Consider the following 24,066-nt stretch of genomic DNA (forward strand, 5'->3'; position numbering starts at 1 on the left):
TTATGAAAAACCATTTTAACGTATGTATTATTGATGATGATGATATCTATCAGTTTACAATAGTAAAAACAATAAAAGCCCTAGGCTTAGCAAAAAAAATTATGGTTTTTTCTGATGGTGAAGAAGCAAAGGATTTTATGTTAGATAATATTAAAAATAATTATGAACTACCCGATGTTATTTTCTTAGATAACAATATGCCTATTATGGATGGTTTTCAATTTATGGAAGAATATACAAAGTTTAAACCTCAGTTAGATAAAAAAATAACGGTTTATATGGTATCTTCATCTGTAGACCCTGTAGATATAGAGCGTGCTAATAATGTATCAGAAATTAATGGTTATATAATTAAACCAATAAAACCCGGACAATTAAAGTCTATTATAGAAAATTTAAATGCTTAAAAAGAAAAAAGACCGCAAAATAGCGGTCTTTTTAAACTTGTTACTTAAATTAAAGTGTTTGTAAACAATGTAAAACATTGTTTTCTATTCTTGCTTGTATATTGGTTATATCTGCTTTTACAAAAGTTTCTCCTGTAATATTTTCATACAACTCTATATATCTTTCAGATACAGATGCAATATACTCATCTGTCATTTCTGGTAGTGTTTGCCCTTCTAACCCCTGAAAATTGTTGCTTATTAGCCATTGGCGCACAAACTCTTTAGATAATTGTTTTTGTGGCTCTCCTTTTTCTTGTCGTTCTTCATAACCATCTGCATAAAAGTAACGTGAAGAATCTGGTGTGTGTATTTCATCAATTAATACAATTTTACCGTCTTTAGTTTTACCAAATTCATACTTAGTATCTACTAAAATTAAACCACGTTTAGCTGCAATTTCTGTTCCTCTTTTAAATAAAGCAAAAGTGTAATCTTCTAACTGCTTATAATCGGTTTCAGAAACTATACCTCGTTTTATAATATCTTCTCTAGAAATATCCTCGTCGTGGTCTCCCATTTCAGCTTTAGTAGCTGGTGTTATAATAGGCGTAGGAAACTTATCATTCTCCTTTAAACCTTCTGGCATAGGCACACCACAAAGCATTCTTTTTCCTGCTTTGTATTCTCTAGCTGCGTGTCCAGACATATACCCACGTATCACCATTTCTACCTTAAAAGGCTCACAAGCGTGACCAATAGCTACGTTTGCATCTGGTGTTTTTAATAACCAATTAGGAACAATATCCGCAGTATCATTCATCATTTTTGTAGCTATCTGGTTTAGTATTTGCCCTTTGTATGGTATTCCTTTAGGCATAACTACGTCAAAAGCAGAAAGTCTGTCTGTTGCTACCATTACCATAATATCATCCTCTAAACGATATACTTCTCTAACCTTACCTTTGTAAACGTCTACTTGTTTAGGAAATTTAAAATTGGTATCTGTAATTGTATTCATTAGTACATTTTAATTTTGATGCTCTATATTTTTATATGCTTCTATTACCTTTTTAACTAATTTGTGTCTTACAACATCTTTATCATCTAGATAAATAATTTTTATACCATCTACATTAGCAAGCACTAAAAGAGCTTCTTTTAAACCAGAAATTACCCTTCGTGGTAAATCTATTTGTCCTGGATCTCCTGTTAATAAAAATTTTGCGTTTTTACCCATACGTGTTAAAAACATTTTCATTTGGGCATGTGTTGTATTTTGTGCTTCATCTAAAATAACAAAAGCATTATCTAACGTTCTACCACGCATAAATGCCATTGGTGCAATTTGTATGGTTCCGTTTTCTATGTAATGTGCTAATTTTTCAGCGGGAATCATATCACGCAAAGCATCATATAAGGGTTGCATATAAGGATCTAGTTTTTCTTTTAAATCTCCTGGTAAAAAACCTAAATTTTCTCCTGCTTCTACCGCTGGTCTAGTTAAAATAATACGTCTTACCTGCTTTTCTTTTAAAGCTTTTACAGCCAAAGCAACACCAGTATATGTTTTACCTGTACCTGCAGGGCCAATAGCAAAAACCATATCATTATTGGTTGCCGCCTCTACCAATTTACGTTGGTTAGCTGTTTGTGCTTTAATAAGCCTACCACTAACACCGTGTACTAAAACGTCTCCACTACTCTGTTTTGTAGCGTAATCTTCTTGGCTATTACTAGTAAAAACCCTTTCAATTACATTTTCGTCTATTTTATTGTACTTAGCAAAATGGGTCATAAGCATATCTAAACGCTTATCAAATTCTTCTAAATGCTCATCATCTCCGTAAGCTTTAATTTTGCTGCCACGAGCAACAATTTTTAGTTTTGGAAAGTATTTTTTCAATAAATCTATATGCGCATTTTGATGCCCAAAAAATTCTCTAGGACTTATTTCTGTGAGTTCAATTATGATTTCGTTCAAATGAAAAAATGTATTAAAAGGTTAGGACGTAAATATAAATTTTAGTTGGCTATTTTTTTATGTAATTTTGTATAACAAATTTAATCAAAATCACTTCACCACGGCAAAAAACATATCAACAGTCATAAATGACAATACTAACACTAACTACTGATTTTGGATACAAAGACCATTTTGTTGGCGCACTAAAAGGAGCAATCTTCAGCGAAATTGAAAATGCAACTATTGTTGATATATCACACAGCATAAATCCGTTTAACATACAGGAATGTGCCTATATTCTTAAAAACTCATACAAAACGTTTCCTAAGGGTACAGTGCATATTGTAGGTGTAGATGCCGAGCTTACCAAAGAAAATGAACATATTATTACTTATGTTGATGGGCATTATTTTATAAGTGCTAACAACGGCGTTGTTTGTTTAATAACTTCTGAAGTTAAACCAGAAAAAATAGTTTCTATTAATATACCAGATACCAAAGATGGGTCTTTCCCTACTTATGATGTTTTTATAAAAGCTGCTTGCCATTTGGTTCGTGGCGGTAAAATGGAAGTTGTTGGCAGACCCTTTAACAATTTAAAAACTTTTAAAGATTTTGTGCCGCAACTTATAGATGGTGGTAAAACAATAATTGGCAACATTGTTTATATAGATAATTACGGTAATGTTGTTAGTAATATTCAAAAAAACTTGTTTGAAGCTTATAAAAATGGAAGAGATTATGAAGTTAGGGTACGTGGTAAAATACTAAAAACCATACATAACAAGTATAGTGATATTATTAATTTTGATGCAGAAAAAAATAAACGAAATGGGCCTGGAGATTTATTGGCGTTATTTAACTCATCTCAGTTTTTAGAATTAGCTATTTACAAAAGTAATTTAACAACTGTTGGTGGTGCATCTACCTTATTAGGACTAGATTATAGAGATACCATAACCATTAATTTTTTATAAATGATAGTACGCATTGTAAAATTGACGTTTAAAACTGAAAATATTGTTAGCTTTGAAGATATATTTAACCAGTCTAAACATTTAATTAGAAATTTTGATGGTTGTAACTTTTTAGAGCTATACCAAGACAAAAATAATCCTGCTATATTTTTTACCTATAGTTATTGGGATAATGAAGATGCTTTAGAAGCTTACAGACACTCAGATTTATTTACAGGTGTTTGGGCAAAAACTAAAATACTATTTGCAGCTAAACCAGAAGCTTGGACTGTAAATAAAAACGAAACTTTAAATTAATTAGATGTACGCCATTTACAAACGAGAAATTCAATCGTTTTTTACGTCGCCAATTGGCTATATGGTCATTGGCTTATTTTTAATATTTTGCGGCCTATTTTTATGGGTTTTTAAAGGAGAATACAATATTTTTGATTATGGTTTTGCAGACCTAAGTAACTTCTTTTTTCTTGTTCCTTGGATATTTTTATTTTTAATACCAGCTATAACTATGAAAAGTTTTTCTGAGGAACGTAAAACAGGAACCTTAGAACTACTATTTATTAAACCAATATCTTTATGGCAAACCGTTATTGGTAAGTTTTTAGGTACACTTACCCTTGTAATTATAGCTATTATACCTACCTTTTTATATGTTTACTCCTTGTCTCAGCTTGGGCAAACTATAGGAAATATAGATATGGGCGTAGTTTTTGGCTCTTATTTTGGACTCTTATTTTTAATGGCAAGCTACACTGCTATTGGTATTTTTGCATCTACCTTATCACAAAACCAAATTGTTGCATTTTTACTGGCTTTAATTCTTTGTTTTGCCTGCTTTTACGGTTTTCAAGGTATTAGTACATTGTTTACAGACGGTAGCACAGCTGTTACAATAGCGTCTTTAGGAATGAAAGCACATTTTGAAAGTATAGCACGCGGTGTTATAGACACAAGAGATTTGGTATATTTTATTAGTGTAACCGTGTTTTTTTTGTTTTTAACTGTTGTTCAACTTAAAAATTTAAACCAATAATGAAAAAGATACTTACCTCCGTAGCTATTGGTTTTATTGCCCTAATAATACTTAATACAATATCTAACTATGTTTACACAAGAATAGATGTTACTGAAGATAGCAGATACACCTTATCTAATGCAGCACTACAAACTGTACAAGATTTTACCAACCCTGTTATTATTGATGTTCTTTTAGAAGGACAATTGCCAGGTGAATTTGTAAAACTACAGTCTGAAACAAAACAAATTTTAGAAGAATTTAAAGCTGAAAATAGCAATATTAAATTTAACTTTATTAATCCTTTAGAAACTACAGGCACTTCTGAAAATGCTATTGCAGAAATGCAAAAACTGGGCTTAACACCTGCCAATGTTACTGTAGAGGAAAACGGTAAAGTGTCTCAGGAATTTGTTTTTCCTTGGGCTATGGTTAACTACAACAATAAAACCGTAAAGGTTGCCCTGCTTAAAAATAAGCTAGGTGCTACAACAGAAGAACGAGTAACCAACTCTATACAACATTTAGAGTATTCTTTTGCAGATGCTTTTAGTAAGTTAAGTATCAAGCAAAAAAAGAGAATAGCAGTATTAAAAGGTAATGGTGAGTTGCAAGATATTTACCTTGCAGACTACCTGTCTACCATTAAAGAATATTATAACATTGGAGCTTTTACCTTAGATTCTGTTGCTACCAATCCAGAGAAAACATTAGCCCAATTACAGGAATATGACCTTGCTTTAATTGCTAAACCAACAGAACCATTTACAGATAAAGAAAAATATGTGTTAGACCAATATATTGTAAATGGCGGAAAATCTATGTGGCTTATAGATAATGTTAGTATGGAGCTAGATAGTTTGTTTAATAATGAAGGTAAATCTTTAGCTTTTCCTAGAGATTTAAACTTAAAAGATTTCTTTTTTAAATATGGTTTACGTGTAAATCCTGTTTTAATAAAAGATATATATGCTACACAAATTGTTTTAGCCCAAGGAGATGGCAATAACTCCCAATACAACCCAGTGCCGTGGCCATTTAATCCTATGGTATTTTCTAGAAACGACCACCCAATTAACAACAATTTAGAAGCTTTACGTTTTCAGTTTGCAAACAGTATAGATGTTTTGAATAATAACAATTATAAAAAACATATTTTATACTATAGTTCTCCCTTATCTACAGTTGTTGGCGCTCCAAATATTATTAGCTTAGATTTGGTTAACAAAGCTCCAAACAAGGAAGAATATAACAATGGTAACAAGCCTTTAGCTGTGCTGGTAGAAGGCAAATTTAAATCTGTTTATAACAACCGCGTAAAACCATTTGCGCTAAAAAACAACAAAGAAGTTGGTACAAACAATAAAATGTTGGTTATTGCAGATGGTGATGTAGTAAAAAACCAAATAAGCAAAGGAAAGCCTTTACAACTTGGTTATGATAAGTGGACAAATAATGCTTACGGGAACAAAGATTTTATGGTAAACAGCATAAATTACTTGTTAGATGATAGTGGACTTATAAACATCCGAACAAAAAAAGTTGCAATTCCTTTCTTAGATAAAGAAAAAATTGTAGCTCAAAAAACCAAGTGGCAACTTATAAACATAGCATTACCAGTGGTTTTAACACTACTATTTGGTTTGCTTTTTAATTATTACAGAAAACATAAATACGGTAAATAAGTGTTAATAAGTTTGTTTTCGTTAAAAGCACAATTAAAATATCTTTGTTTCAAGGATTTTTTAAATTTTATTGAAAAATACTTAAAGGCATTTGAGAGCCTAACCATAAATGAAGAAAATTATATAGCTGATGAAATTTATAGTATCTAGTACTTATTTGCTAAAGCAATTACAAGTTTTAGGCGGTGTTATTAATAACAGTAACACATTGCCAATTTTAGATAATTTTTTGTTTGAATTAAAGCAAAACAGTCTTACTGTTTCTGCCTCAGATTTAGAAACCACAATGAGTTCTGTATTAGAGGTAGATTCTGATAATGAAGGTACAATTGCTTTGCCAGCAAAATTATTATTAGAAACGCTTAAAACCTTTCCTGAACAACCATTAACTTTTGTTGTTGAGGAAAATAATACAGTAGAAATTAGTAGTAACCACGGTAAATATGCATTAGCATACGTAGATGGCGCAGAATTTCCTAACGCTGTAGAATTATCTAACCCAAGTACTACAACTATTTTAGGTGATATTTTAGCTACTGCAATTAACAAAACAATTTTTGCTGCTGGTAATGACGACCTAAGACCAGTTATGAGTGGTGTATTTTTTCAGTTTTCTCCAGAAAATTTAACGTTTGTAGCTACAGATGCTCACAAACTTGTAAAATACCAACGTACAGATGTTACTGCATCTCAGGTAGCAGAATTTATAATGCCTAAAAAACCTTTAACTTTATTAAAAGGTATACTTGGTGGTAGTGAAAATGATGTTACTATAGAATACAACGAGAGTAATGCTAAATTTACTTTTGACAATACAGAACTAATATGTAGACTAATAGATGGTAAATACCCTAACTATGAAGCGGTAATACCAAAAGAGAATCCAAATGTATTAAGTATTTCTAGAACTCAGCTTTTAAGTTCTGTAAGGCGTGTATCTATTTTCTCTAACAAAACTACGCACCAAATACGTTTAAAAGTAGCTGGTGCAGAGTTAAATATATCTGCAGAAGATATAGATTACAGTAACAAAGCAGAAGAACGCTTAACATGTTCTTACCAAGGAGATGATATGCAAATAGGATTTAACTCTAGATTTTTAGTAGAAATGCTAGGTAACTTAAGTTCTGATGATGTTTCTTTAGAAATGAGTTTACCAAATAGAGCTGGTATTTTAACTCCTATTGATGGTGTAGATGAAGGTGAACACGTAACAATGTTAGTAATGCCTGTTATGCTTAATAACGCATAATTTAAAATACCCAACACAAAAAACCAAAAAAGAGGACGTAATGTCCTCTTTTTTTATTCTTAAAATTAAAACTTAACTATTGCTTACGCTCTAATTTATTAAGTTTTACATTTTCTTTTACCAACTTAAGCTTTTGCTTTGCAATAGAAGATTTAAGCTTTTCTGTTGCTACAGGAGATAATTTACCAGCTGCTGTGTCTAATGACAATTTATTTTCTAGCTTCGTAATTTTTCTCTCTACTTTAGAAATGTTTCTTTCTTGCTTTGCAATAGCGCTTTTAAGTTTTGCTGCTTTTTTAGCCTCTTTTTCTTTCTTTTTAATTTCTTTGGCTTCTTTTTTAGCTTTTTTCTCTGCTGCTTTTTGCTCTTTTTCTAATTTTTTAGCTTCTTTTTCTGCTAATTTAGCTGCTTCCTCTGCTTTGGCTGCTGCTTCTAATTTAGCGTTCTCTTCTACTTTTAATACCTCTTCTGTAGTTTTTGCATTTTCTACTTTCTCTGTTTCTTGCTCTTGTGCAAATAAACTTGTTGCGCTAAACGCTAATAGCATTCCTGCTAATACAATCTTCTTCATAATTTAAATTATAGTTAATGTGTGTACTGCAAAATTAGACTATAATTTTGATATAAAATCAAAAAAAAATCTGTCTCTAATTAAATATAAGAGACAGATTGTTTAAACTATTTAGTATTAATATGTTATGATATAAAAGATATTGTCATAAATTTACTAGGCGACTCTCCGTTTGCAGCTCTCACAGCATTTACTATTGGCATAACAAAGCCTATAATACCTACAAATAAAAATCCTAAAAGCCCTAAACCAAACAATAAAATTCCTGGTACGCTAATTATAATATATAAAAGTAAGCTTAGCTGAAAGTTTACTATAGACTTTCCGTGCTCGTTCATCCCCTCTACACTATCCTTTGTAGTTAACCATAATACCAAAGGCACTATAAAACCTCCTACTCCTGTACAATAATGTAATAATTGTGTTAAATGTGTAACTGCTAACAATCCGTTATCAGACCTTGTTGTTGCTTGTTGTTGATTAATAATTTCCATTTTTTGATTGATTTTGATGTTATTACTTTATCAGTAGCACAATTGTTTATAATGTTACATTAAAAACTCAAAATTTTATTTTAAATCTAAAAAATCATCAACATAAAAACTAAAAAAACGCCTGTATTTGTTACAATACAGGCGCTTAAATAAGCTATTGTGCTTTTATATAATTAGTGCTTTGGTTTAGCTCTATTCATTTCTAACATATCTACATTGGTAGCTTCTACACCTAAAAAGTGTTTGCTAAAATAATCTGCTTTTAACCAAAAGAAATACTCTGTCATACTACCAAAACCGTGTCTTTGACCAGGCATCATCATAAAATCGAATCTCTTGTTTGCTTTAATTAATGCATTTGCCATTCTAATTGTAGCTCCTGGGTGCACATTGTTATCTACATCACCCGTTACCAACATTAATTTTCCTTTTAAGTTAGCTGCTAAAGTCTGGTTTTTATCAATATCGTATTTATATGTAATAACGCCATTAGCATCTTTTACCTCTTCTACTCCGTGGTGCGTTTCACTCCACCAACTATTGTACATAGAGTTATCATGATTACCTGCAGAAGAAACCGCTACCTTAAAAAAGTCTGGGTATACTAGCATTGCCGCCGTAGACATAAATCCGCCTCCAGAGTGACCAAAAATTCCCACTTTGTTTATATCTATAAAACTATGTTTATCTGCTAATTGTTCTGCAACATACTTTTTATCTGCTAAACCATAATCTCTTAAGTTACCATAACCGTAATTGTGGTACCATTTAGACCTGTTTGGGTGGCCACCTCTGTTCCCTAAACTAACTACTACAAAACCAACTTGTGCAAGCCTATCTAATCTATTCATAGAAACAGAAAAAGACTTGTTTACAGCCTCTGTTTGTGGACCAGGATACACATACTCTATTAATGGGTAACTCTTAGTTTCATCAAAATTAAAAGGCTTATACATTACGCCGTAAAGGTCTGTAATACCATCGTCTGCCTTTACTTTAAACGGTTCTGGAAATTTGTAACCTGTTGCCATAAGCGCAGATAAATCTGCCTCCTCTAACTTTAAAATTACATTACCGTTACTAGATCTAAGCTCTGATTTAGGAACCGTATTTACCCTAGAGTAGTTGTTTACAAAAAATCTATTAGAGTCTGCCATACTAGTACTAGTATTATAGTCTCCTTTATTTAAGTTTTTTAATCCTGTACCATTTAGGTTAATTTTAAAAAGATGCTCGTAATACGGATCTTGCTCTTTAGTAACACCATTAGCTGTAAAAAATAATGTGCGCTCTTTTTCGTTAACACCCACAAAACTATTAGAGTGGTAACTACCTTTTGTAATCTGGTTTTTTAAATTACCGTTTGCATCATACAAATAAAAATGTGCCCAACCGTCTCTCTCTGACCATTGAATAATTTCTTGCTCATTATTAAATAACACAATGTCCTTGGCCTCTACATAGGTATTAAGTTCCTCTTTAATTAGCGTTTTTACTTCTCCTGTAATAATATCAGCAACATTAACATGTACTTTTTTTCGGTCTCTGCTTGTGCTACTAAAATATATTTTACCTTTTTTAGAAAGCAATAACGTTGGTCTAAAATCATCACTAAAATTCATTTTTTTAGTAGGTGCGCTATAAATATCAATACTTTGCTGTATTGTAGTGTCTAACTTTACAGCAAGCATTTCTTTAGAAGGAATATCGAAAACCAAAATTTCTGGTTTAGAAAACTCTTTTTCTCCTGGCATATGGTATTTATATGTTTCTAAAGTTGGTCTTTTTTTAGCCACAGAATTTATAACCCATAAATCTTTTAAATCTCTAGAATCAGATCGTTGGTACACAAACTTTTTAGAGTCGTGAGACCAATAACCTCTTATTCCCTTACGTTTGTCTTTATTCTCTTCTTTAGTCTCGTTATTCTCTCCCCAAGATCCACCACCGTAACTGTAGTTTTCTACACCATCTTTAGTCCATTGGTGTTCTACAATGGTAGAATCTTTTTCATCTTTTACAGCTTTTAAATAGTTGGCTTTATCCATCCAATATAAATTGTGCTGTTTAGAAAACAATACAATACTGCTATCTGGAGCTATATTAGCCCATCGTTTTTTATTTTCGTCTTCTTTTTTATTGTTAATAACAGTTAAACCATTACCTCCTAATTTGTATTCTAAATAATATACTTTGTTCTCTTTTTTAGGTGCTTTTTTAGCTCCCTTGGCTTTAGTAGAGTCTTTAGAAATGGTATCATTTTTTTTATCGTCTTTTTTATCATCAACAACATCTACTTTTTCTTTAGATGTTACTCTAAAACGTATTGCTGTTTCATTTTTTACAAACTTAAAATTAAAGCGTGGTAAATGTTTTGCATCGTAAGGATCTTTAGTTATTAAAGTTAACCATTGAGCCATTTTTGCATTGTCAAACAATTTTGTTTTTGTGCCACGGTCTGCATCTACCAAATAAAAGTTTGCACCTTCTGTTGTTTTGTATTGGTACCAAAAGCGGTTTCCATTTTTTAACCAATTAGGACGTACAGTAGTAGAATGTACAATTTTTTTTAAATTATCTGGAGAAAATTTTGCAGCTTGCCTATAATTTGGCGTTGGTACATTACTGGTTTCTTCTTGGGCAAAAGTTATTGTACTAGATACAACAAACAATAGCAACAAGGCAATTTTTTTAATCATTTTTAGATTTTTGAGTTAGTTAGGTTTCTTTTCGTTGCTAACAAAAATATCATTACCCAGTATAACATACTTACATTTAACGTTTTGTTAAGATGCATAGTTGTATTTTTAAGCATCTCTTACCTTTTTAACACGTTACACCTTACGCTTCCCTGTTAGCTACAGTATTTATTTAATGTAAAATGAATACACAGCAACTTTAATAATTTGTATTTTTGCATTTATGTTTTCACAAGATACTATAGTTGCATTAGCAACACCATCTGGCGCTGGTGCCATAGCAGTTATAAGGCTTTCTGGGCCAAACGCAATTACGTTGGCAAATGCTAAATTTAAATCTGTTCGTAATAAAGATTTAACAAAACAAAAAACACATACCATACATTTGGGTCATATAGTAGATGGCGCTAAGGTTTATGATGAAGTTTTGGTATCGCTTTTTAAAGGGCCAAACTCCTATACTGGTGAAAATGTTATAGAAATATCTTGTCACGGATCACAATATATACAGCAACAGATTATACAATTATTTTTACGTAATGGTTGCCGTATGGCAGATGCTGGTGAATTTACATTACGTGCATTTTTAAATGGCAAGTTAGACTTGAGTCAGGCTGAAGCAGTTGCAGATTTAATTGCGTCTGATAATGAGGCTAGTCATCAAATAGCGATGCAACAAATGCGTGGCGGTTTTTCATCAGAAATAAAGAAGCTACGTGAAGAACTTTTAAATTTTGCATCATTAATAGAGCTAGAGTTAGATTTTGCTGAAGAAGATGTGGAGTTTGCAGATCGTACGCAGTTTAAAACCTTACTTGCAAGAATACAAGAAGTATTAAAACGATTAATAGATTCTTTTGCTGTTGGTAACGTGCTAAAAAACGGAATTCCTGTAGCTATTGTTGGCGAACCAAATGTTGGTAAATCTACGCTGTTAAATGCGCTGTTAAATGAAGACCGCGCTATTGTGAGTGATATTGCTGGTACCACTAGAGACACTATAGAAGACGAAATATCTATTGGTGGCATAGGTTTTAGATTTATTGATACTGCTGGAATACGAGAAACTTTAGATGTTGTAGAAAGTATAGGTATTAAAAAAACGTTTGAAAAAATTGAACAAGCACAGGTTGTTTTATATTTAAGTCCGCTTACACCTGCTGTAGAAAATTTAGACGCTGTTAAAATAGAAATTGAAAAAATAAAAAATCAGTTTCCGTTAAAAACTTTAGTTACTATTGCTAATAAAAAAGACTTATATGCACCAGAACAAATAGCAAGTATTGAAGAGAAAATTCCGTCTATTTTATTTTTATCCGCTAAAAAAGGTGATGGTTTAGAAACTTTAAAAGATAAATTACTTGGTTTTGTAAACACAGGAGCTTTACGCAATAATGAAACTATTGTTACCAATACCAGACATTATGATGCTTTATTAAAATCTTTAGAAGGTATAGAAAAAGTACAACTTGGCATGGACGGTGGCATATCTGGAGACTTACTAGCTATAGACCTTAAAGAAGCGCTATACCATTTGGGTGAAATTACAGGGCAAGTATCTAATGATGAACTACTTGGTAATATTTTTGCTAATTTCTGTATTGGAAAGTAATCTGTTAAAACATTACATACTAGTGTTCTAAATTCTAATAAAAAAGCATAGACTTAGTAATTTTTACAATTTTTTGTACCTAAATTGTACCTTATATTACTTTAGCTAAAGTAAAATATGTTAAACCAAGTCCTATATATTTTTACACATTAACTCCTATACCTGTAGGCGATGAGATTAGGCAAAAATGTGGGGTAAAATATTGCTTTAATTGGTACTTTAACTTAAAAATACAATGATTATAAAACAAGAAGAAAAATTTAAAGTAGTACTTTCTAAAATAGAAGGTAAAATTAACGAACAGAGTTTTTTTAATACATTTATAGAGTTGTATCCAGACGCTTGGAAAAATCACAAAATAGCTTATTCTAAATTTAATAAAAGTAAAAGGTTTGGGCAGACCATACCTTTACCAAAGCCAGAAATATCTTTACGTAAAGAAATTAGATTGTTTTTACAAAAACAATAAAAAAACCGAGCCAAAGACTCGGTTTTCTTTTATAAAGTAAGTTATTTCTAGTGTTCTATATCGTATGCCAATATTTTAAATTGATATGGTGTAATACCTAAATTAAATTCTTTAACAACTTCCATTTTTTCTAAGTTATACTGTATAATTTTTTCTTCTGACGGAATAGATAGGTATAAAAAATCATCAAAATAATCTATATTAGTAGTAACAGATCCGTGGCCATCAGATTCTGTATCCATTGTAATAGATAATTTACCTTCATATACAACAGAATTAGATATTACATTGGTAACTTTAATATCTCCACTCTTGGTTATACTTAAAATTTCTTTTTTATCTCTAGAAACCATACATTTAAATAATTCTGCTGTTTCATGTATTGGTGTAATTTCTTCACTATTTATATTAATAAAGTAAGCTCCTTTACTAGAGGTATATCCAACAAAAATAACGTCAGAAGTTGTAGCAAGTATACTTCCAAACCACACGTTTTCTTCAAAACTTGTTGGGTAATTTATAATTTTTTGTTCTCCATTATCTTTAACAACCAATACACCAGTATTAGATCCAAAAAGCGCCGTTGTGTTGTTACCGGCACTACCGTGTATACCAGATGTACTTAAACTTTGCTCTTCTTCAGATACAACTTCACCGTCTTGGTTTATAATATGTACTTTTTCTGGTAATACAGCACCATTTCCTAATTTAGTAACTGCAATATTTCCGTTTTTAAAAATTACCATTGCACCGTGGTGTGCAGTTGTCCCAGTTGTTATATTTTTAGCAGTTGTATTATTGGCTATAGTTTTTTCATCAAAAATAGTAAGAGTTGCATCGCCATCGTTATAAACAGCCACATAATCTTGTTCTGATTTAAAGTGTGTTGGCTTTAAACTTTCAAATTTTATAGCACCAAAACCTGTTTCACCTAAATCATGACTATGGTCTCCGTGATCTATTTCTCCACCTATATTAAACGTTTCTGTAAAATTATTGTCTCTGTGTGTTATAACAGCGTATCTACCAGATTCTGTAGCATATATACTTCCTTTTGCATATGATGCTTGGTAAGCTGTAACCTCTTCATTATCTACATTAATAAAATTTAATGAAGCAGAATTTGCATCAGAAACTAATAATGAAACATTTTCATGATCTTCGTGATGATCATCATTTACAGGTGCATCATCATCCTTAGAACAGGCCATAAATAAAGTAGATACAGCTAAAAGTGGTAATAAATAAGTCTTTTTCATTTGTGTGTTTTTAATTATTGAAGCGCAAATATATACAAACGAATTATTAATGCAACATAGTTGCGTTTATTTTATATTTATATATAAATCACTAAAAAAAAGTTTTGCAGGATGTTTAGCTACACAAAAAAGAGAGAAAATGGGTGTGTTTATACCAAATTAAACATACATTAGTTAAAAAAGGACAATACTTACAAATGCCATTAGATTTAATTTATACAAAAACCGACAAGTTTATTTTATCTAAAATTACTGCTAGTTATAAAGTTTGGCAAAGCAAACTGTTTTACTACACTGCACATTTAAACTTTATAAACACTAAAGATTTTGTTTGTTTTTTAAAAGATGATTTTAAAATATCGGATAAAAACAAATCAGAAATATATAACTATGTAAATAATAGTGATCAAGATTTTTTTGAGTTATCTGTGCTTAACAACAGTATAAGTATTAAACAAATACACTTACAATTATTAAAATCTAAAAATACGCTTATACATTGAGAAGATTGGTTTTACATATTTAGCAAAACAAGTACTAACAATTATCATTTATGGGTTTTTCTTGGTGGTATTACAAACCAGGTTAGAGAAATAAAGTTGAATGCTAAACAAATTAGTGAGTATGAAGAATTAGGCATTACCTACATAAAAGCATTAGCAACAGATTTACAGGTAAGAGAGTCTAAAATTTATAAAGAAGCAATAACTAACAATAATAGAATTTTATAATTCAAAGCATAAAAATCATCCAAAAATACAATAATACCTTACGAATATTAATTGACTAATTACTGCTCTGGGTATTATACTTAATATTGATAGTTGTAACAGTTCTTCCATTAGAAAAAAACCTTAGAACTAAAATAACTATCAAAATTAAACCCAATGATAAAAAAAATTATACTTGCTATTAGTATTACTCTGGTTATTTCTTGTAAAAAAACTAACACGAATACTAAAATAGCTGAATTAGAAAAAATAATTGAAAAAGAAAAAATAAGAAGTAGTACCAAAGAAAGACAAAATGAACGATTAAAAAATACTATTGAAAATCTAAGAGATAAAATAACTGAAAATAAAGAAACTAAAGAGAATAGAAATTCTATAATAGCAGAATCAATTGACATTTTAACTGATAAAAAAATAATGATTCAGAACCTATTTAATAGTTTTGATCTTGATAATAGTGATGCCAGTAGAGGTATTGCAACTAGTTATTTTTTACAATCTTATGATGGATTTTCTGATTTTGACACAAAAAATGAGTATTACTCTTATATAACTTCTAAAATTGACAGAAGTCCTGAAAATTTAAAAAAAATATTTACTCCACAAGTTAAAAAGAATATATACAAGCTTTTTAAAAATAATAAAATTTATAAAAATTCTGGTGCAGAGGCTTTGTTAAAAGCTTCACTAATAATTTATAATGATACAGGCCAAGATGCATATATATCAAGAGAAATATATTCTTTGGCTAGCCAAGATAATTATAATGAAGTTGAAGATTATATTTCCAGTACTATTGATGATAGTATTTTAAAAGAATTGAAAACTATTTTAAAGTATGAAAACTACTCTAATTATGAAAAAGTAACTGAGTTAACAACAGAAGACAGATTAACTTATTTATACACATTTTGGGCTAGAAGATATAATGAAGGAAATGCAGCGTATGTTTATGAGCTATTAAAAGAGTTTCATAATAATGTAACTACAGAACAACCAGGACCAGAAGAATTAGATGTAGATGAACTAAACCTAGAAAATTTAGCTAATTAAATAAAAACTTTGACAAAAAAACACAATAACATTTAGCATAAAATCTATATTTATTATGAAAAAAATTATACTAATACTAACCATTTTACTTGTTACTAATGCAAACGCACAAGTAAACTACTTAATGTGGGAAAACGTAGATACACAACGTTTTGGTAAAGAAACACTATTTAAGACTGACAATAAGCTTTTAAACGGAAGTTACAAAATTGCAGAAAACAGTGGTGCTTATACAGAGGTAACTTTTGCAAACGGTAAAATGGTTGGCACTAAAAAAAACTATGATTTTTCTGGTAATTTAGAGCAAGAAATGGTTTTTGATAAAAACGGAAAAGCCAATGGCGAAAGTACATCATACTACAGTAATGGTGATATTTTTGAGGAATTTAACTATAAAAATGGTCTTAAAGATGGTGAGTGGAAAACCTTTGACAAAAAAGGAAAAATACAACGTTTAGAAAACTATAAAAACGATTTAAAAGAAGGTCAATGGGTTTCTAATTTAAAAGATGCTCGTACGGGCACTAACTTGGTAGAAACATCATTTTATAGCGAAAATAAACCAACAGGTAAATGGTCACAAAAAACAGAAGACAACCGTTTAATTTGGGAAAAAGAGTATAGTGCACCAAAAAATTATATTAAAAAAGAATATTACCCAAATGGTAAACTAACTTCTGTAGAAACGTATGTAAACAATAAAAAAGATGGTAGTAGTAAATATTATAACTCTGCCGGACTTTTACTAAGTGAAAGAACATATGCTGATAGTTACCCAATAACAGAAACCAGTTTTTATGATAACGGAAATAAAAAAGAAGTAGTAAACTCCAAAGACGGTTATAAAGATGGTTTATACCAAAAATATTCTAAAACCGGGAACCTCGTTACAGAAGGTCATTTTAAAATAGGTTATAAATCTGGCGAGTGGAAACACTACAACAGTGATGATATGCTAGAAACTACCTATATATATGCAGATGGAAGAAAAAACGGAATATCTAAAACGTATAATGAAGCTGCTAAAATAGAAAGCGAAGGACAGTATAAGAATGATGAAAAAACTGGTGTTTGGAAATTTTTTAAACTAAATGGTAAAATTTCTAAAGAGGTAGAATACAAAAATGGTAAAGTAATTTCTGAAAAAACCTACAACTAGTAATTTATAAAATATTATAGTAAAAAAAGTCGCTAATATAACTACAAATGAAAAAAAGTATAGTTCTAATATGTACATTATTAAGTGTTTTATGCATAACAGCACAACGTACTACCACAAATAATATAAAACATAAAGTGTACGGCAATGCCATAGTAGAAAGTAAATATAATAAAGATAATATTTTAGTAGAACAAATTACATATACTAGAGATACTGCGGTAACTAAGAACCATAAAGAAATAGGTGAAATAAGTTACTTCTATGAAAACAAAAAATTAAAAGCTAAAGGTAATTTTATTGTTAAAAAAGATGCTGTTGCTAGTTTATTTGGAGCATACAGAAAAAAAAATGGTAAATGGTTATTATATAATGAAACAGAAAATTTGATAGCCGAAATTAACTACCTAGATGATAGAGAAAATGGTCCATATATTTATTATCATAAAAACGGAAAAATTGGTCAAACTGGAACTTTTTCTAATGGTAAAAATGTGGGTATACAAAACATATTTTTTGATAATGGAAAATTGCATAAGTCTACTGAGTATAAAAATGGCTTAATACATAACATAATTTCACTTAAAAATAAGCAAGGTAATAACATTGAGTACGGCACTTTAAAAGATGGTAACGGAACAATGAATGATTATGATTTAGAAACGGGTAAACTAAAAAACACTTACACTTTAGAAGATGGACTTTTAAACATAATAGACACTAAGGTTGTAAAAACACCTAACGGTAATATCATAGAAAAAAAATATAAAAACAGAGATGGTAGTACAGATAAAATTACCAGAGCAATTAATGGTATTTTAGAAGGCACACAAGAGTATTATAATTATAACGGAAAATTAAAAGAAACCATAAATTACACCAACGGAGTAAAAAATGGCAAGCATACAAAGTTTAATGATGATGGCACTTTATTTTTTGAGTACAACTATGTTAATAATAAAAAATTAGGCGCATACAAATATACTCCAGAAGGTTTTAAAGATAATTTTTATGTATTAGATGAAGGTTATTATGATGAAAATGAAAAATTTACAGGAAATTTTACTCGTTATTTACAAAACAAACAAGATGTAATACGTTTAGGTAAAATGAGTGATGCTAAAATTGTTATTGAATCTGGTGCTTATAAAAACCATAATAAAATAGGTGTTTGGAAAACGTATGATGAAACAGGTAACCTCACAAAAGAAATTAATTTTTCTGCAAAGGCAAAAGACAATTATGTGAAGAAAGAGTATTTTAATGACAACAAAACTTTGAAGTCTATAGTAGAATACGATAATGAAAAAGAAGAAGGTACAAGAAAGGTTTATTATGAAAATGGACAGTTAAGATTATTAGCTACTTATAAAAACCAAGCTTTAAACGGTGCGTATAAAGAGTATTTTAATAACGGACAATTAAAAGAGGAAGGACAAAGAAAAGAAGGAAAAAAAATTGGATATTGGAAAGAGTATAAAGAAGATGGCAAAATAATGCATAACCATAAATACGAAACAGATCATTGTTGTGCTCCTAGTGAAATGATAGATTATTACTATCATAACGATGGTAATTTATCATCAATAATTAAACAATTTGATCATAAAAAGAATCCTTCTAATGAAAATGAAAGCTACTTTGGTAGATTAGTTCAAAAGAAGTATTCTGAAAATGGAAACTTAAGTGAGGTTATATCAAAAAAGAAAAATAATTATAACTCCTACAGCGTGTTAGATGGCTTGTACCAACAATACTCCATTTCAGGAAAACTAAAATCCGAAGGCTACTACAGTAATGACAAAAAAACTGGTACTTGGAAATATTATAAACTAGATGGTACAATTTCTAATGAAGTTGAATATTAAAATAATAAAGTAATTTCTAAATAAACCTATAACCAATAAAACAGGAATGCAAAAGTTTATATTTGCTGCTTAAAAATAATTAATGTCATACCAACTATTATCATCCCCTTTACAAGGCTTTACAGATTATAACTTTAGAAATGCGCATCAAAAGTTTTTTGGTGGTATAGATACCTATTATGCGCCTTATATTAGGTTTAATAAAAAAATGATTATAAAGGGCTCTTACCAAAGAGATTTAAACCCAGAGGTAAATACATCTTTAAACCTTATACCTCAGGTAATGACGGCAGATGCAGACCAATTTATATTTGCAATAAAATACATACAGTCTTTGGGGTATAAAGAACTTAATTGGAATTTAGGTTGCCCCTATCCTATGGTTACAAATAGTGGTATGGGATCTGGACTTATTTGTAACCCAGAGAAAATAGACCATATTTTAGACCGTGCACATAGCGAAACAGATGTTACCGTGTCTATGAAAATGAGATTAGGATACGAGAATAGTAATGAAATACTAGAATCCTTTTCTGTATTAGATAAATATCCTTTAAAAAGTATTGCTATACACGCCAGACTAGGCAAACAATTGTATAAAGGCGGTGTAGATTTAGAAGGTTTTCAAAAATGTGTGGATGTTGCCAAACATACATTGTATTATAATGGCGATATAACAACTGTTGCTCAATTTAAAAAAATGAAAGAGCAGTTTCCTAGCATACAACATTTTATGATTGGACGTGGATTAATTTCAGATCCGTTTTTACCAAATATGATAAAAAACAACACAACAGAATATCCTAAAGGTAGATGGCAGATTTTTAAAGAATTTCACGATACTATTTACCATCAGTATGATGAATTATTGTCTGGGCCAACACCAATAAAAATGAAAATGTTAGGATTTTGGGAGTTCTTTTCATTAGCAACTAACAACCCAAAAAAAACATACAAAGCAATAAAAAAGGCTGGTAACCAATTTAAGTACAAACAAGCTGTAGCAGATATTATTAAAGAACAAAGATAGAATTTAAATAAATACCTAATGTAATTTGAAATTTACTGCTTATAAATACAGAATTATTAAAGAAAAACTTTCTATAACAAAACAAATAGTTTATTCTAGTTTTGCTCTTTTTGTTTTTGGATTTATAATACTTTTTTTAAATACTAAATTTCCATTAACCGATAATATTCTGCCAATAATTGTTCCCATATTTATAATTTCTATGCTATTTTTTGGTGTGGCACATATATATCAATTTTATGATTATGAATTAATTAACTGTGTAAAGGAAGGACATATAGAGTTTAGTACTAATGAATTTATTATTGATTACAATAACAAAATTAACTATGAAGATGTTACTGACTTAAAAATTAATATAGATGCCTATTACGGACAAACTATAGACCAGTATTACAGAAACCCTATACATAAGAAAAGCTTAGGCATTAAAAACACAATAGTTATAACTACCTGGGATAAATCTTTTACATATAACTTTAAATTAGAACACTCTATACATACAATAGAACTAAAAAAAACAATTTTTAATTTAGTCTTAAGTGAAAAATTAGGTATTAAAAATGTTAAAAAATTGATTAAGCTAATACCTTCAGATTTTAACAAAACCGAAGATTATAAAGCATTTGTTATTAAGCAAATAACCTCTAAAAAAATTAATTGTACAGAAGGACTACTATTACACGGTTATAAAACAGATAAAGAAGCAAAAGAACTAAGAAACAAGTATTGTGTTTAATTAAAAAGAAAAGCTAATGTCAATGATTATCCCTTTATTACTCGTTTTATTTTTTGTACTAATATTTTTTACTGTTAAAGCAATAAAGAAAAACAAAAAAGGCATAAGTAATTTAGAGGTTACTGTATTTGTTTTCTACATACTTTCTTTTCTTCTTTTTGGACTTGGTTTACTTACACACATACACCAGCATACAGAAGCCATAGACCCAGTAGATTCTGAATGTTACATACCGTTTGGCGGCAAACACATATTAACACTTATTGTTTATTTTATTTTCTTTAACATCTCTGCTGGTTTTATATGGATTAAAGGCCGTAAACTGCCTCCTTTATCCCTTGTTTTTTTCTTAGTTTTTTTAGTAATAGGATTATTTATTAATACTGCTATACTTGTACAAATAACACAACACAATATAGATAGTTTAGGAATTTACAAAGAAAACTCTGGTACATTCTTATTTGTATTTACACCTGCTATAAGTTTAATTATTGCTGTAGGACTTCTTTTTAAAATAATTAAAGAAGAAAAAATTCAAGCAAAAGACAAAGCTTATAAAAATAAATTTCTTAATAGTTGTAATACCTTTTTAGCTAGTAGGTTTAACGAGTCCGTTTGGGCATTACTATTGTTTATTCCTGTTTTTACCTTAATTACAATTATTTTAATGCTATTTGGACAAGACGTGAACTCTATTACCAAGGTGTTTACAGAAACTACAACTTGGGCTTTTTCACAAAAAATGCACCCTCCTATTCTAGACCACAAAGGTCATTATTTATGCACTGTAGCCGCTAAAGGAAATCCTAAAATTGTAAAACCTATTTGTTTAGGAAAAAGACATAATAGGATAATAATTGTAAATAGACAATTACAAGTTGCAAATGCTTTTGAAGAAATGATTACAGATATGTCTCCTGGTTTACACTCATTTATTAGACGAAATTATGATAAGTATGGCTATAATTTATCATTAAAAATTAACTCCAAAATAGGCTCTAATATCACCTATATTTTAATGAAACCTTTAGAGTGGATTTTTTTAGTAACCTTATACTTATTCTGTGTTAATCCAGAACAAAAAATTAGCAAACAATACCAATTATAACAACTAATAACTTCACTAACCAAATTTCTATGAAAAACATAAAACTATTTATTCTCCTTTTTTTTACAACCATATTTACGAGTAGTGCACAAAGTATTGAAGAAATTGTAACTAATAAAGCTTCTGCAAGTTGTAATTGTATAGATAATATAGATTATATAGACAGCCAAGCAGATTTTGAAATAAAACTAAAATCTTGTACAGCGCTTAATGCAAAAGACTCTACTAAAGTACTTAAACAAACTACTTTTAATGAGTATAATAAACTTTTACAATCTAAATTATTTGAAAATTGCACTGCTATAGAAACTAAATTAACAAAGCTTAGAGAAAGTTACTTAATTACTAATATGGACTCTTTATACAGCACAGAAAAACAATATAAAAACATAGAAGAAGGTTTACTTGGTAGTTATGGTTTATCTTTTGGTAATAGGTCTCCAGAGGGTAGTCCAACCCTATTTCTTTACCATAATAACAAATATGTAATAGCTTCTTTTGGAGAAGTACAAGTAGGTACTTGGCGTGTTGTAAAAGAAAAATATTTACATCTAAACCCTAATAAAACTAAATATCCTTTTAGCGTATACGGTCGTTACAACCCTAGTATTGGAGACTCTAGTAAAACCTCATTTTTAGGGGATAGGTTTAGTTATAGAACATTAATTACATACAATAAGACTACTAAAAGCCCTGTAAACCTAACTCCTATTTTTAATAAAGATGCCAATTGTTTTGATTTTCCCTACGTGCATAAAACAGCTAGTGTGCCCCAACAAATATCCTTAGCATTTAACCAGTCTTATGAGGAATCTGAAGATCAAAAAATAACACTATACAATTTTAAAAACACTACTAATTTTAATGACTTTATTATTTTTGAGTATACAAGAGAAGAAAATAAAATGCCTATTAGAGTTTTAATAGATGGTAACCAATTAGTTTTTAGTGAGCATCAAATAACAGAAAAATCTCCTTTGCCAAAACCAGGCTCAGAAAATGACACATTTATAAAAGAAATGTATGCCATTAATTTTACTCCCAAAACTGTTTATTACAACTTTGGTTATAAAGAATTTAAGAGTGATGAAATAAATTCTAAAAACTATAAATACAATAAAAAATTAAATAATTATAAATACAAAAGAAAAGTTGCGGCTACTTACGAAGAAGAAACAAGCGATTATCACAACTTTTTACAAGTAAATAAATATGAAATGTTACAGAATGTAACACAAGAGCACAAGCAATTTAAAATAGAAGAAAAATCTATTATTTACACGGTTTGTGATTAAAATAAGTTATAAAAAATAGAAAATGGGATTAAGTATTACCAGCGGTATTTTAGCCGACTTTATAAATAATGAGCCTGAGGGCTATGAAGCTTACAAAGCTGAATTTGACCAAGTAAATAAGTTACTAGAATTAAATGGCTACAAACCACATTTAGAACCTAATAAATTAGATGTAGATCCGTTACAGGTTGGTGGATTTCCGTATTCTTTTCTACATTATTTAAGACGATTTTTTGCATATCATATGAATGATGAAAATTGGACTCCTATTCCTTTTGATGAAAATTTAGATCCTGCAACAGATGCTATTGTAGAAGAAGAATCATCTATGTTTTATAGTCACCTTTTAGTACACTCAGATTGTGCTGGTTATTATATTCCTATAGATTTTGAAGACGTTATTTTTGATACAGAAGAGTATCCTGTACAAGGAGCTATGGTTGGTTCTACTTATGGCTTACTAACAGATTTAAAAAACGTTGCAAAAAAGTTAGGTGTAGAACTAAATGAAAATTTAGAGGTGTTAAATGCAAATACCCTATACAGTACCATTGACAACCAAGGAGATTTTTGGATAGAGAAAATAGTTTGGTTAACACTATTTGAAGCTGCCAACTACAGTATAAAAAATAAAACAGCTATAGTTTTTAACTAAGACACTACTAATTACTTAAGCAAAAAGCCTCAATTATTATAAA

24 protein-coding genes are annotated in these 24,066 nt (G+C 29.8%); 18 read left to right on the plus strand and 6 right to left on the minus strand.

What is annotated here, in order from left to right:
• Positions 1 to 2: 2 nt before the first annotated feature.
• Positions 3 to 407 carry a response regulator gene (locus tag PBN93_RS15900; protein WP_077404613.1) on the plus strand — a complete coding sequence of 135 codons (405 nt, stop codon included), beginning with the start codon at positions 3 to 5 and terminating at the stop codon, positions 405 to 407.
• A 49-nt stretch (positions 408 to 456) separates the two neighbouring features.
• Here PBN93_RS15900 and PBN93_RS15905 read toward each other — a convergent pair whose 3' ends face one another.
• Positions 457 to 1,407 (minus strand): phosphoribosylaminoimidazolesuccinocarboxamide synthase, encoded by a 951-nt coding sequence (locus tag PBN93_RS15905; protein WP_271081099.1) that lies wholly within the window; start codon positions 1,405 to 1,407, stop codon positions 457 to 459.
• A gap of 9 nt (positions 1,408 to 1,416) precedes the next feature.
• Entirely contained in the window at positions 1,417 to 2,370 is a 954-nt protein-coding gene (locus PBN93_RS15910) for a PhoH family protein (protein WP_077404619.1), read from the minus strand.
• A gap of 128 nt (positions 2,371 to 2,498) precedes the next feature.
• On the opposite strand from PBN93_RS15910, the gene PBN93_RS15915 reads away from it, so the two are divergent.
• The 5 genes from PBN93_RS15915 to dnaN all read left to right on the plus strand — a co-directional run bounded on the left by PBN93_RS15915 (position 2,499) and on the right by dnaN (position 7,281).
• Positions 2,499 to 3,329, plus strand: coding sequence for an SAM hydrolase/SAM-dependent halogenase family protein (locus PBN93_RS15915; RefSeq protein WP_271081100.1), 831 nt, complete (start codon positions 2,499 to 2,501; stop codon positions 3,327 to 3,329).
• Positions 3,330 to 3,626 (plus strand): putative quinol monooxygenase, encoded by a 297-nt coding sequence (locus tag PBN93_RS15920; protein WP_271081101.1) that lies wholly within the window; start codon positions 3,330 to 3,332, stop codon positions 3,624 to 3,626.
• 4 nt (positions 3,627 to 3,630) lie between these two features.
• The gene (gene gldF, locus PBN93_RS15925) at positions 3,631 to 4,362 is read left to right on the plus strand and encodes a gliding motility-associated ABC transporter permease subunit GldF (protein WP_077404628.1); all 732 of its coding nucleotides are present in this window, start codon (positions 3,631 to 3,633) and stop codon (positions 4,360 to 4,362) included.
• Positions 4,362 to 6,029 carry a gliding motility-associated ABC transporter substrate-binding protein GldG gene (gene gldG / locus PBN93_RS15930; protein WP_271081102.1) on the plus strand — a complete coding sequence of 556 codons (1,668 nt, stop codon included), beginning with the start codon at positions 4,362 to 4,364 and terminating at the stop codon, positions 6,027 to 6,029. The genes gldF and gldG overlap by 1 nt, the downstream gene beginning before the upstream one ends.
• A 130-nt stretch (positions 6,030 to 6,159) precedes the next feature.
• A complete protein-coding gene (dnaN, locus tag PBN93_RS15935) occupies positions 6,160 to 7,281 on the plus strand; it encodes a DNA polymerase III subunit beta (RefSeq protein ID WP_013622762.1) in 1,122 nt (373 codons plus the stop codon).
• A 76-nt stretch (positions 7,282 to 7,357) separates the two neighbouring features.
• Here the strand turns inward: dnaN and PBN93_RS15940 are convergent, their stop codons facing one another.
• From PBN93_RS15940 to PBN93_RS15950, 3 genes are all read right to left on the minus strand, one after another.
• Positions 7,358 to 7,852 carry a hypothetical protein gene (locus PBN93_RS15940; RefSeq protein ID WP_271081103.1) on the minus strand — a complete coding sequence of 165 codons (495 nt, stop codon included), beginning with the start codon at positions 7,850 to 7,852 and terminating at the stop codon, positions 7,358 to 7,360.
• Between the two features lie 125 nt (positions 7,853 to 7,977).
• Positions 7,978 to 8,346, minus strand: coding sequence for a DUF4870 domain-containing protein (locus tag PBN93_RS15945; protein WP_075695738.1), 369 nt, complete (start codon positions 8,344 to 8,346; stop codon positions 7,978 to 7,980).
• 173 nt (positions 8,347 to 8,519) lie between these two features.
• Positions 8,520 to 11,045, minus strand: coding sequence for a S9 family peptidase (locus PBN93_RS15950; protein ID WP_271081104.1), 2,526 nt, complete (start codon positions 11,043 to 11,045; stop codon positions 8,520 to 8,522).
• Between the two features lie 223 nt (positions 11,046 to 11,268).
• Here PBN93_RS15950 and mnmE point away from each other — a divergent pair, with 223 nt between their 5' ends.
• On the plus strand, positions 11,269 to 12,657 hold the full coding sequence (mnmE, locus tag PBN93_RS15955) for a tRNA uridine-5-carboxymethylaminomethyl(34) synthesis GTPase MnmE (protein ID WP_271081105.1): 1,389 nt from the start codon (positions 11,269 to 11,271) through the stop codon (positions 12,655 to 12,657).
• 235 nt (positions 12,658 to 12,892) lie between these two features.
• Positions 12,893 to 13,126, plus strand: coding sequence for a hypothetical protein (locus PBN93_RS15960; protein WP_077404643.1), 234 nt, complete (start codon positions 12,893 to 12,895; stop codon positions 13,124 to 13,126).
• Positions 13,127 to 13,173: 47 nt separating this feature from the next.
• Here PBN93_RS15960 and PBN93_RS15965 read toward each other — a convergent pair whose 3' ends face one another.
• Complete coding sequence (locus PBN93_RS15965; RefSeq protein ID WP_271081106.1) at positions 13,174 to 14,385, minus strand: hypothetical protein; 1,212 nt, start codon at positions 14,383 to 14,385, stop codon at positions 13,174 to 13,176.
• A gap of 197 nt (positions 14,386 to 14,582) precedes the next feature.
• Here PBN93_RS15965 and PBN93_RS15970 point away from each other — a divergent pair, with 197 nt between their 5' ends.
• The 10 genes from PBN93_RS15970 (at position 14,583) to PBN93_RS16015 (ending at position 24,023) form a co-directional block, all read left to right on the plus strand.
• Entirely contained in the window at positions 14,583 to 14,888 is a 306-nt protein-coding gene (locus PBN93_RS15970) for a hypothetical protein (protein WP_271081107.1), read from the plus strand.
• 96 nt (positions 14,889 to 14,984) lie between these two features.
• Positions 14,985 to 15,116 (plus strand): hypothetical protein, encoded by a 132-nt coding sequence (locus tag PBN93_RS15975; RefSeq protein ID WP_271081108.1) that lies wholly within the window; start codon positions 14,985 to 14,987, stop codon positions 15,114 to 15,116.
• A 156-nt stretch (positions 15,117 to 15,272) separates the two neighbouring features.
• Positions 15,273 to 16,169, plus strand: coding sequence for a hypothetical protein (locus PBN93_RS15980; protein ID WP_271081109.1), 897 nt, complete (start codon positions 15,273 to 15,275; stop codon positions 16,167 to 16,169).
• Between the two features lie 55 nt (positions 16,170 to 16,224).
• On the plus strand, positions 16,225 to 17,328 hold the full coding sequence (locus tag PBN93_RS15985; RefSeq protein WP_271081110.1) for a toxin-antitoxin system YwqK family antitoxin: 1,104 nt from the start codon (positions 16,225 to 16,227) through the stop codon (positions 17,326 to 17,328).
• Between the two features lie 47 nt (positions 17,329 to 17,375).
• A complete protein-coding gene (locus tag PBN93_RS15990; RefSeq protein WP_271081111.1) occupies positions 17,376 to 19,196 on the plus strand; it encodes a toxin-antitoxin system YwqK family antitoxin in 1,821 nt (606 codons plus the stop codon).
• 82 nt (positions 19,197 to 19,278) lie between these two features.
• Complete coding sequence (locus tag PBN93_RS15995) at positions 19,279 to 20,226, plus strand: tRNA dihydrouridine synthase (protein ID WP_077404661.1); 948 nt, start codon at positions 19,279 to 19,281, stop codon at positions 20,224 to 20,226.
• Between the two features lie 25 nt (positions 20,227 to 20,251).
• Positions 20,252 to 20,965, plus strand: coding sequence for a hypothetical protein (locus PBN93_RS16000; RefSeq protein ID WP_077404664.1), 714 nt, complete (start codon positions 20,252 to 20,254; stop codon positions 20,963 to 20,965).
• Positions 20,966 to 20,987: 22 nt separating this feature from the next.
• Positions 20,988 to 22,073: a DUF6688 domain-containing protein gene (locus PBN93_RS16005; RefSeq protein WP_271081112.1), complete on the plus strand. Its 1,086-nt coding sequence runs from the start codon at positions 20,988 to 20,990 to the stop codon at positions 22,071 to 22,073.
• 29 nt (positions 22,074 to 22,102) lie between these two features.
• Complete coding sequence (locus PBN93_RS16010) at positions 22,103 to 23,368, plus strand: hypothetical protein (RefSeq protein ID WP_271081113.1); 1,266 nt, start codon at positions 22,103 to 22,105, stop codon at positions 23,366 to 23,368.
• A gap of 22 nt (positions 23,369 to 23,390) precedes the next feature.
• Positions 23,391 to 24,023, plus strand: coding sequence for a hypothetical protein (locus PBN93_RS16015; protein ID WP_271081114.1), 633 nt, complete (start codon positions 23,391 to 23,393; stop codon positions 24,021 to 24,023).
• The last annotated feature ends 43 nt before the right edge of the window (positions 24,024 to 24,066 follow it).

The organism is Cellulophaga omnivescoria (assembly GCF_027915275.1).
Taxonomy (GTDB): Bacteria; Bacteroidota; Bacteroidia; order Flavobacteriales; family Flavobacteriaceae; genus Cellulophaga; species Cellulophaga omnivescoria.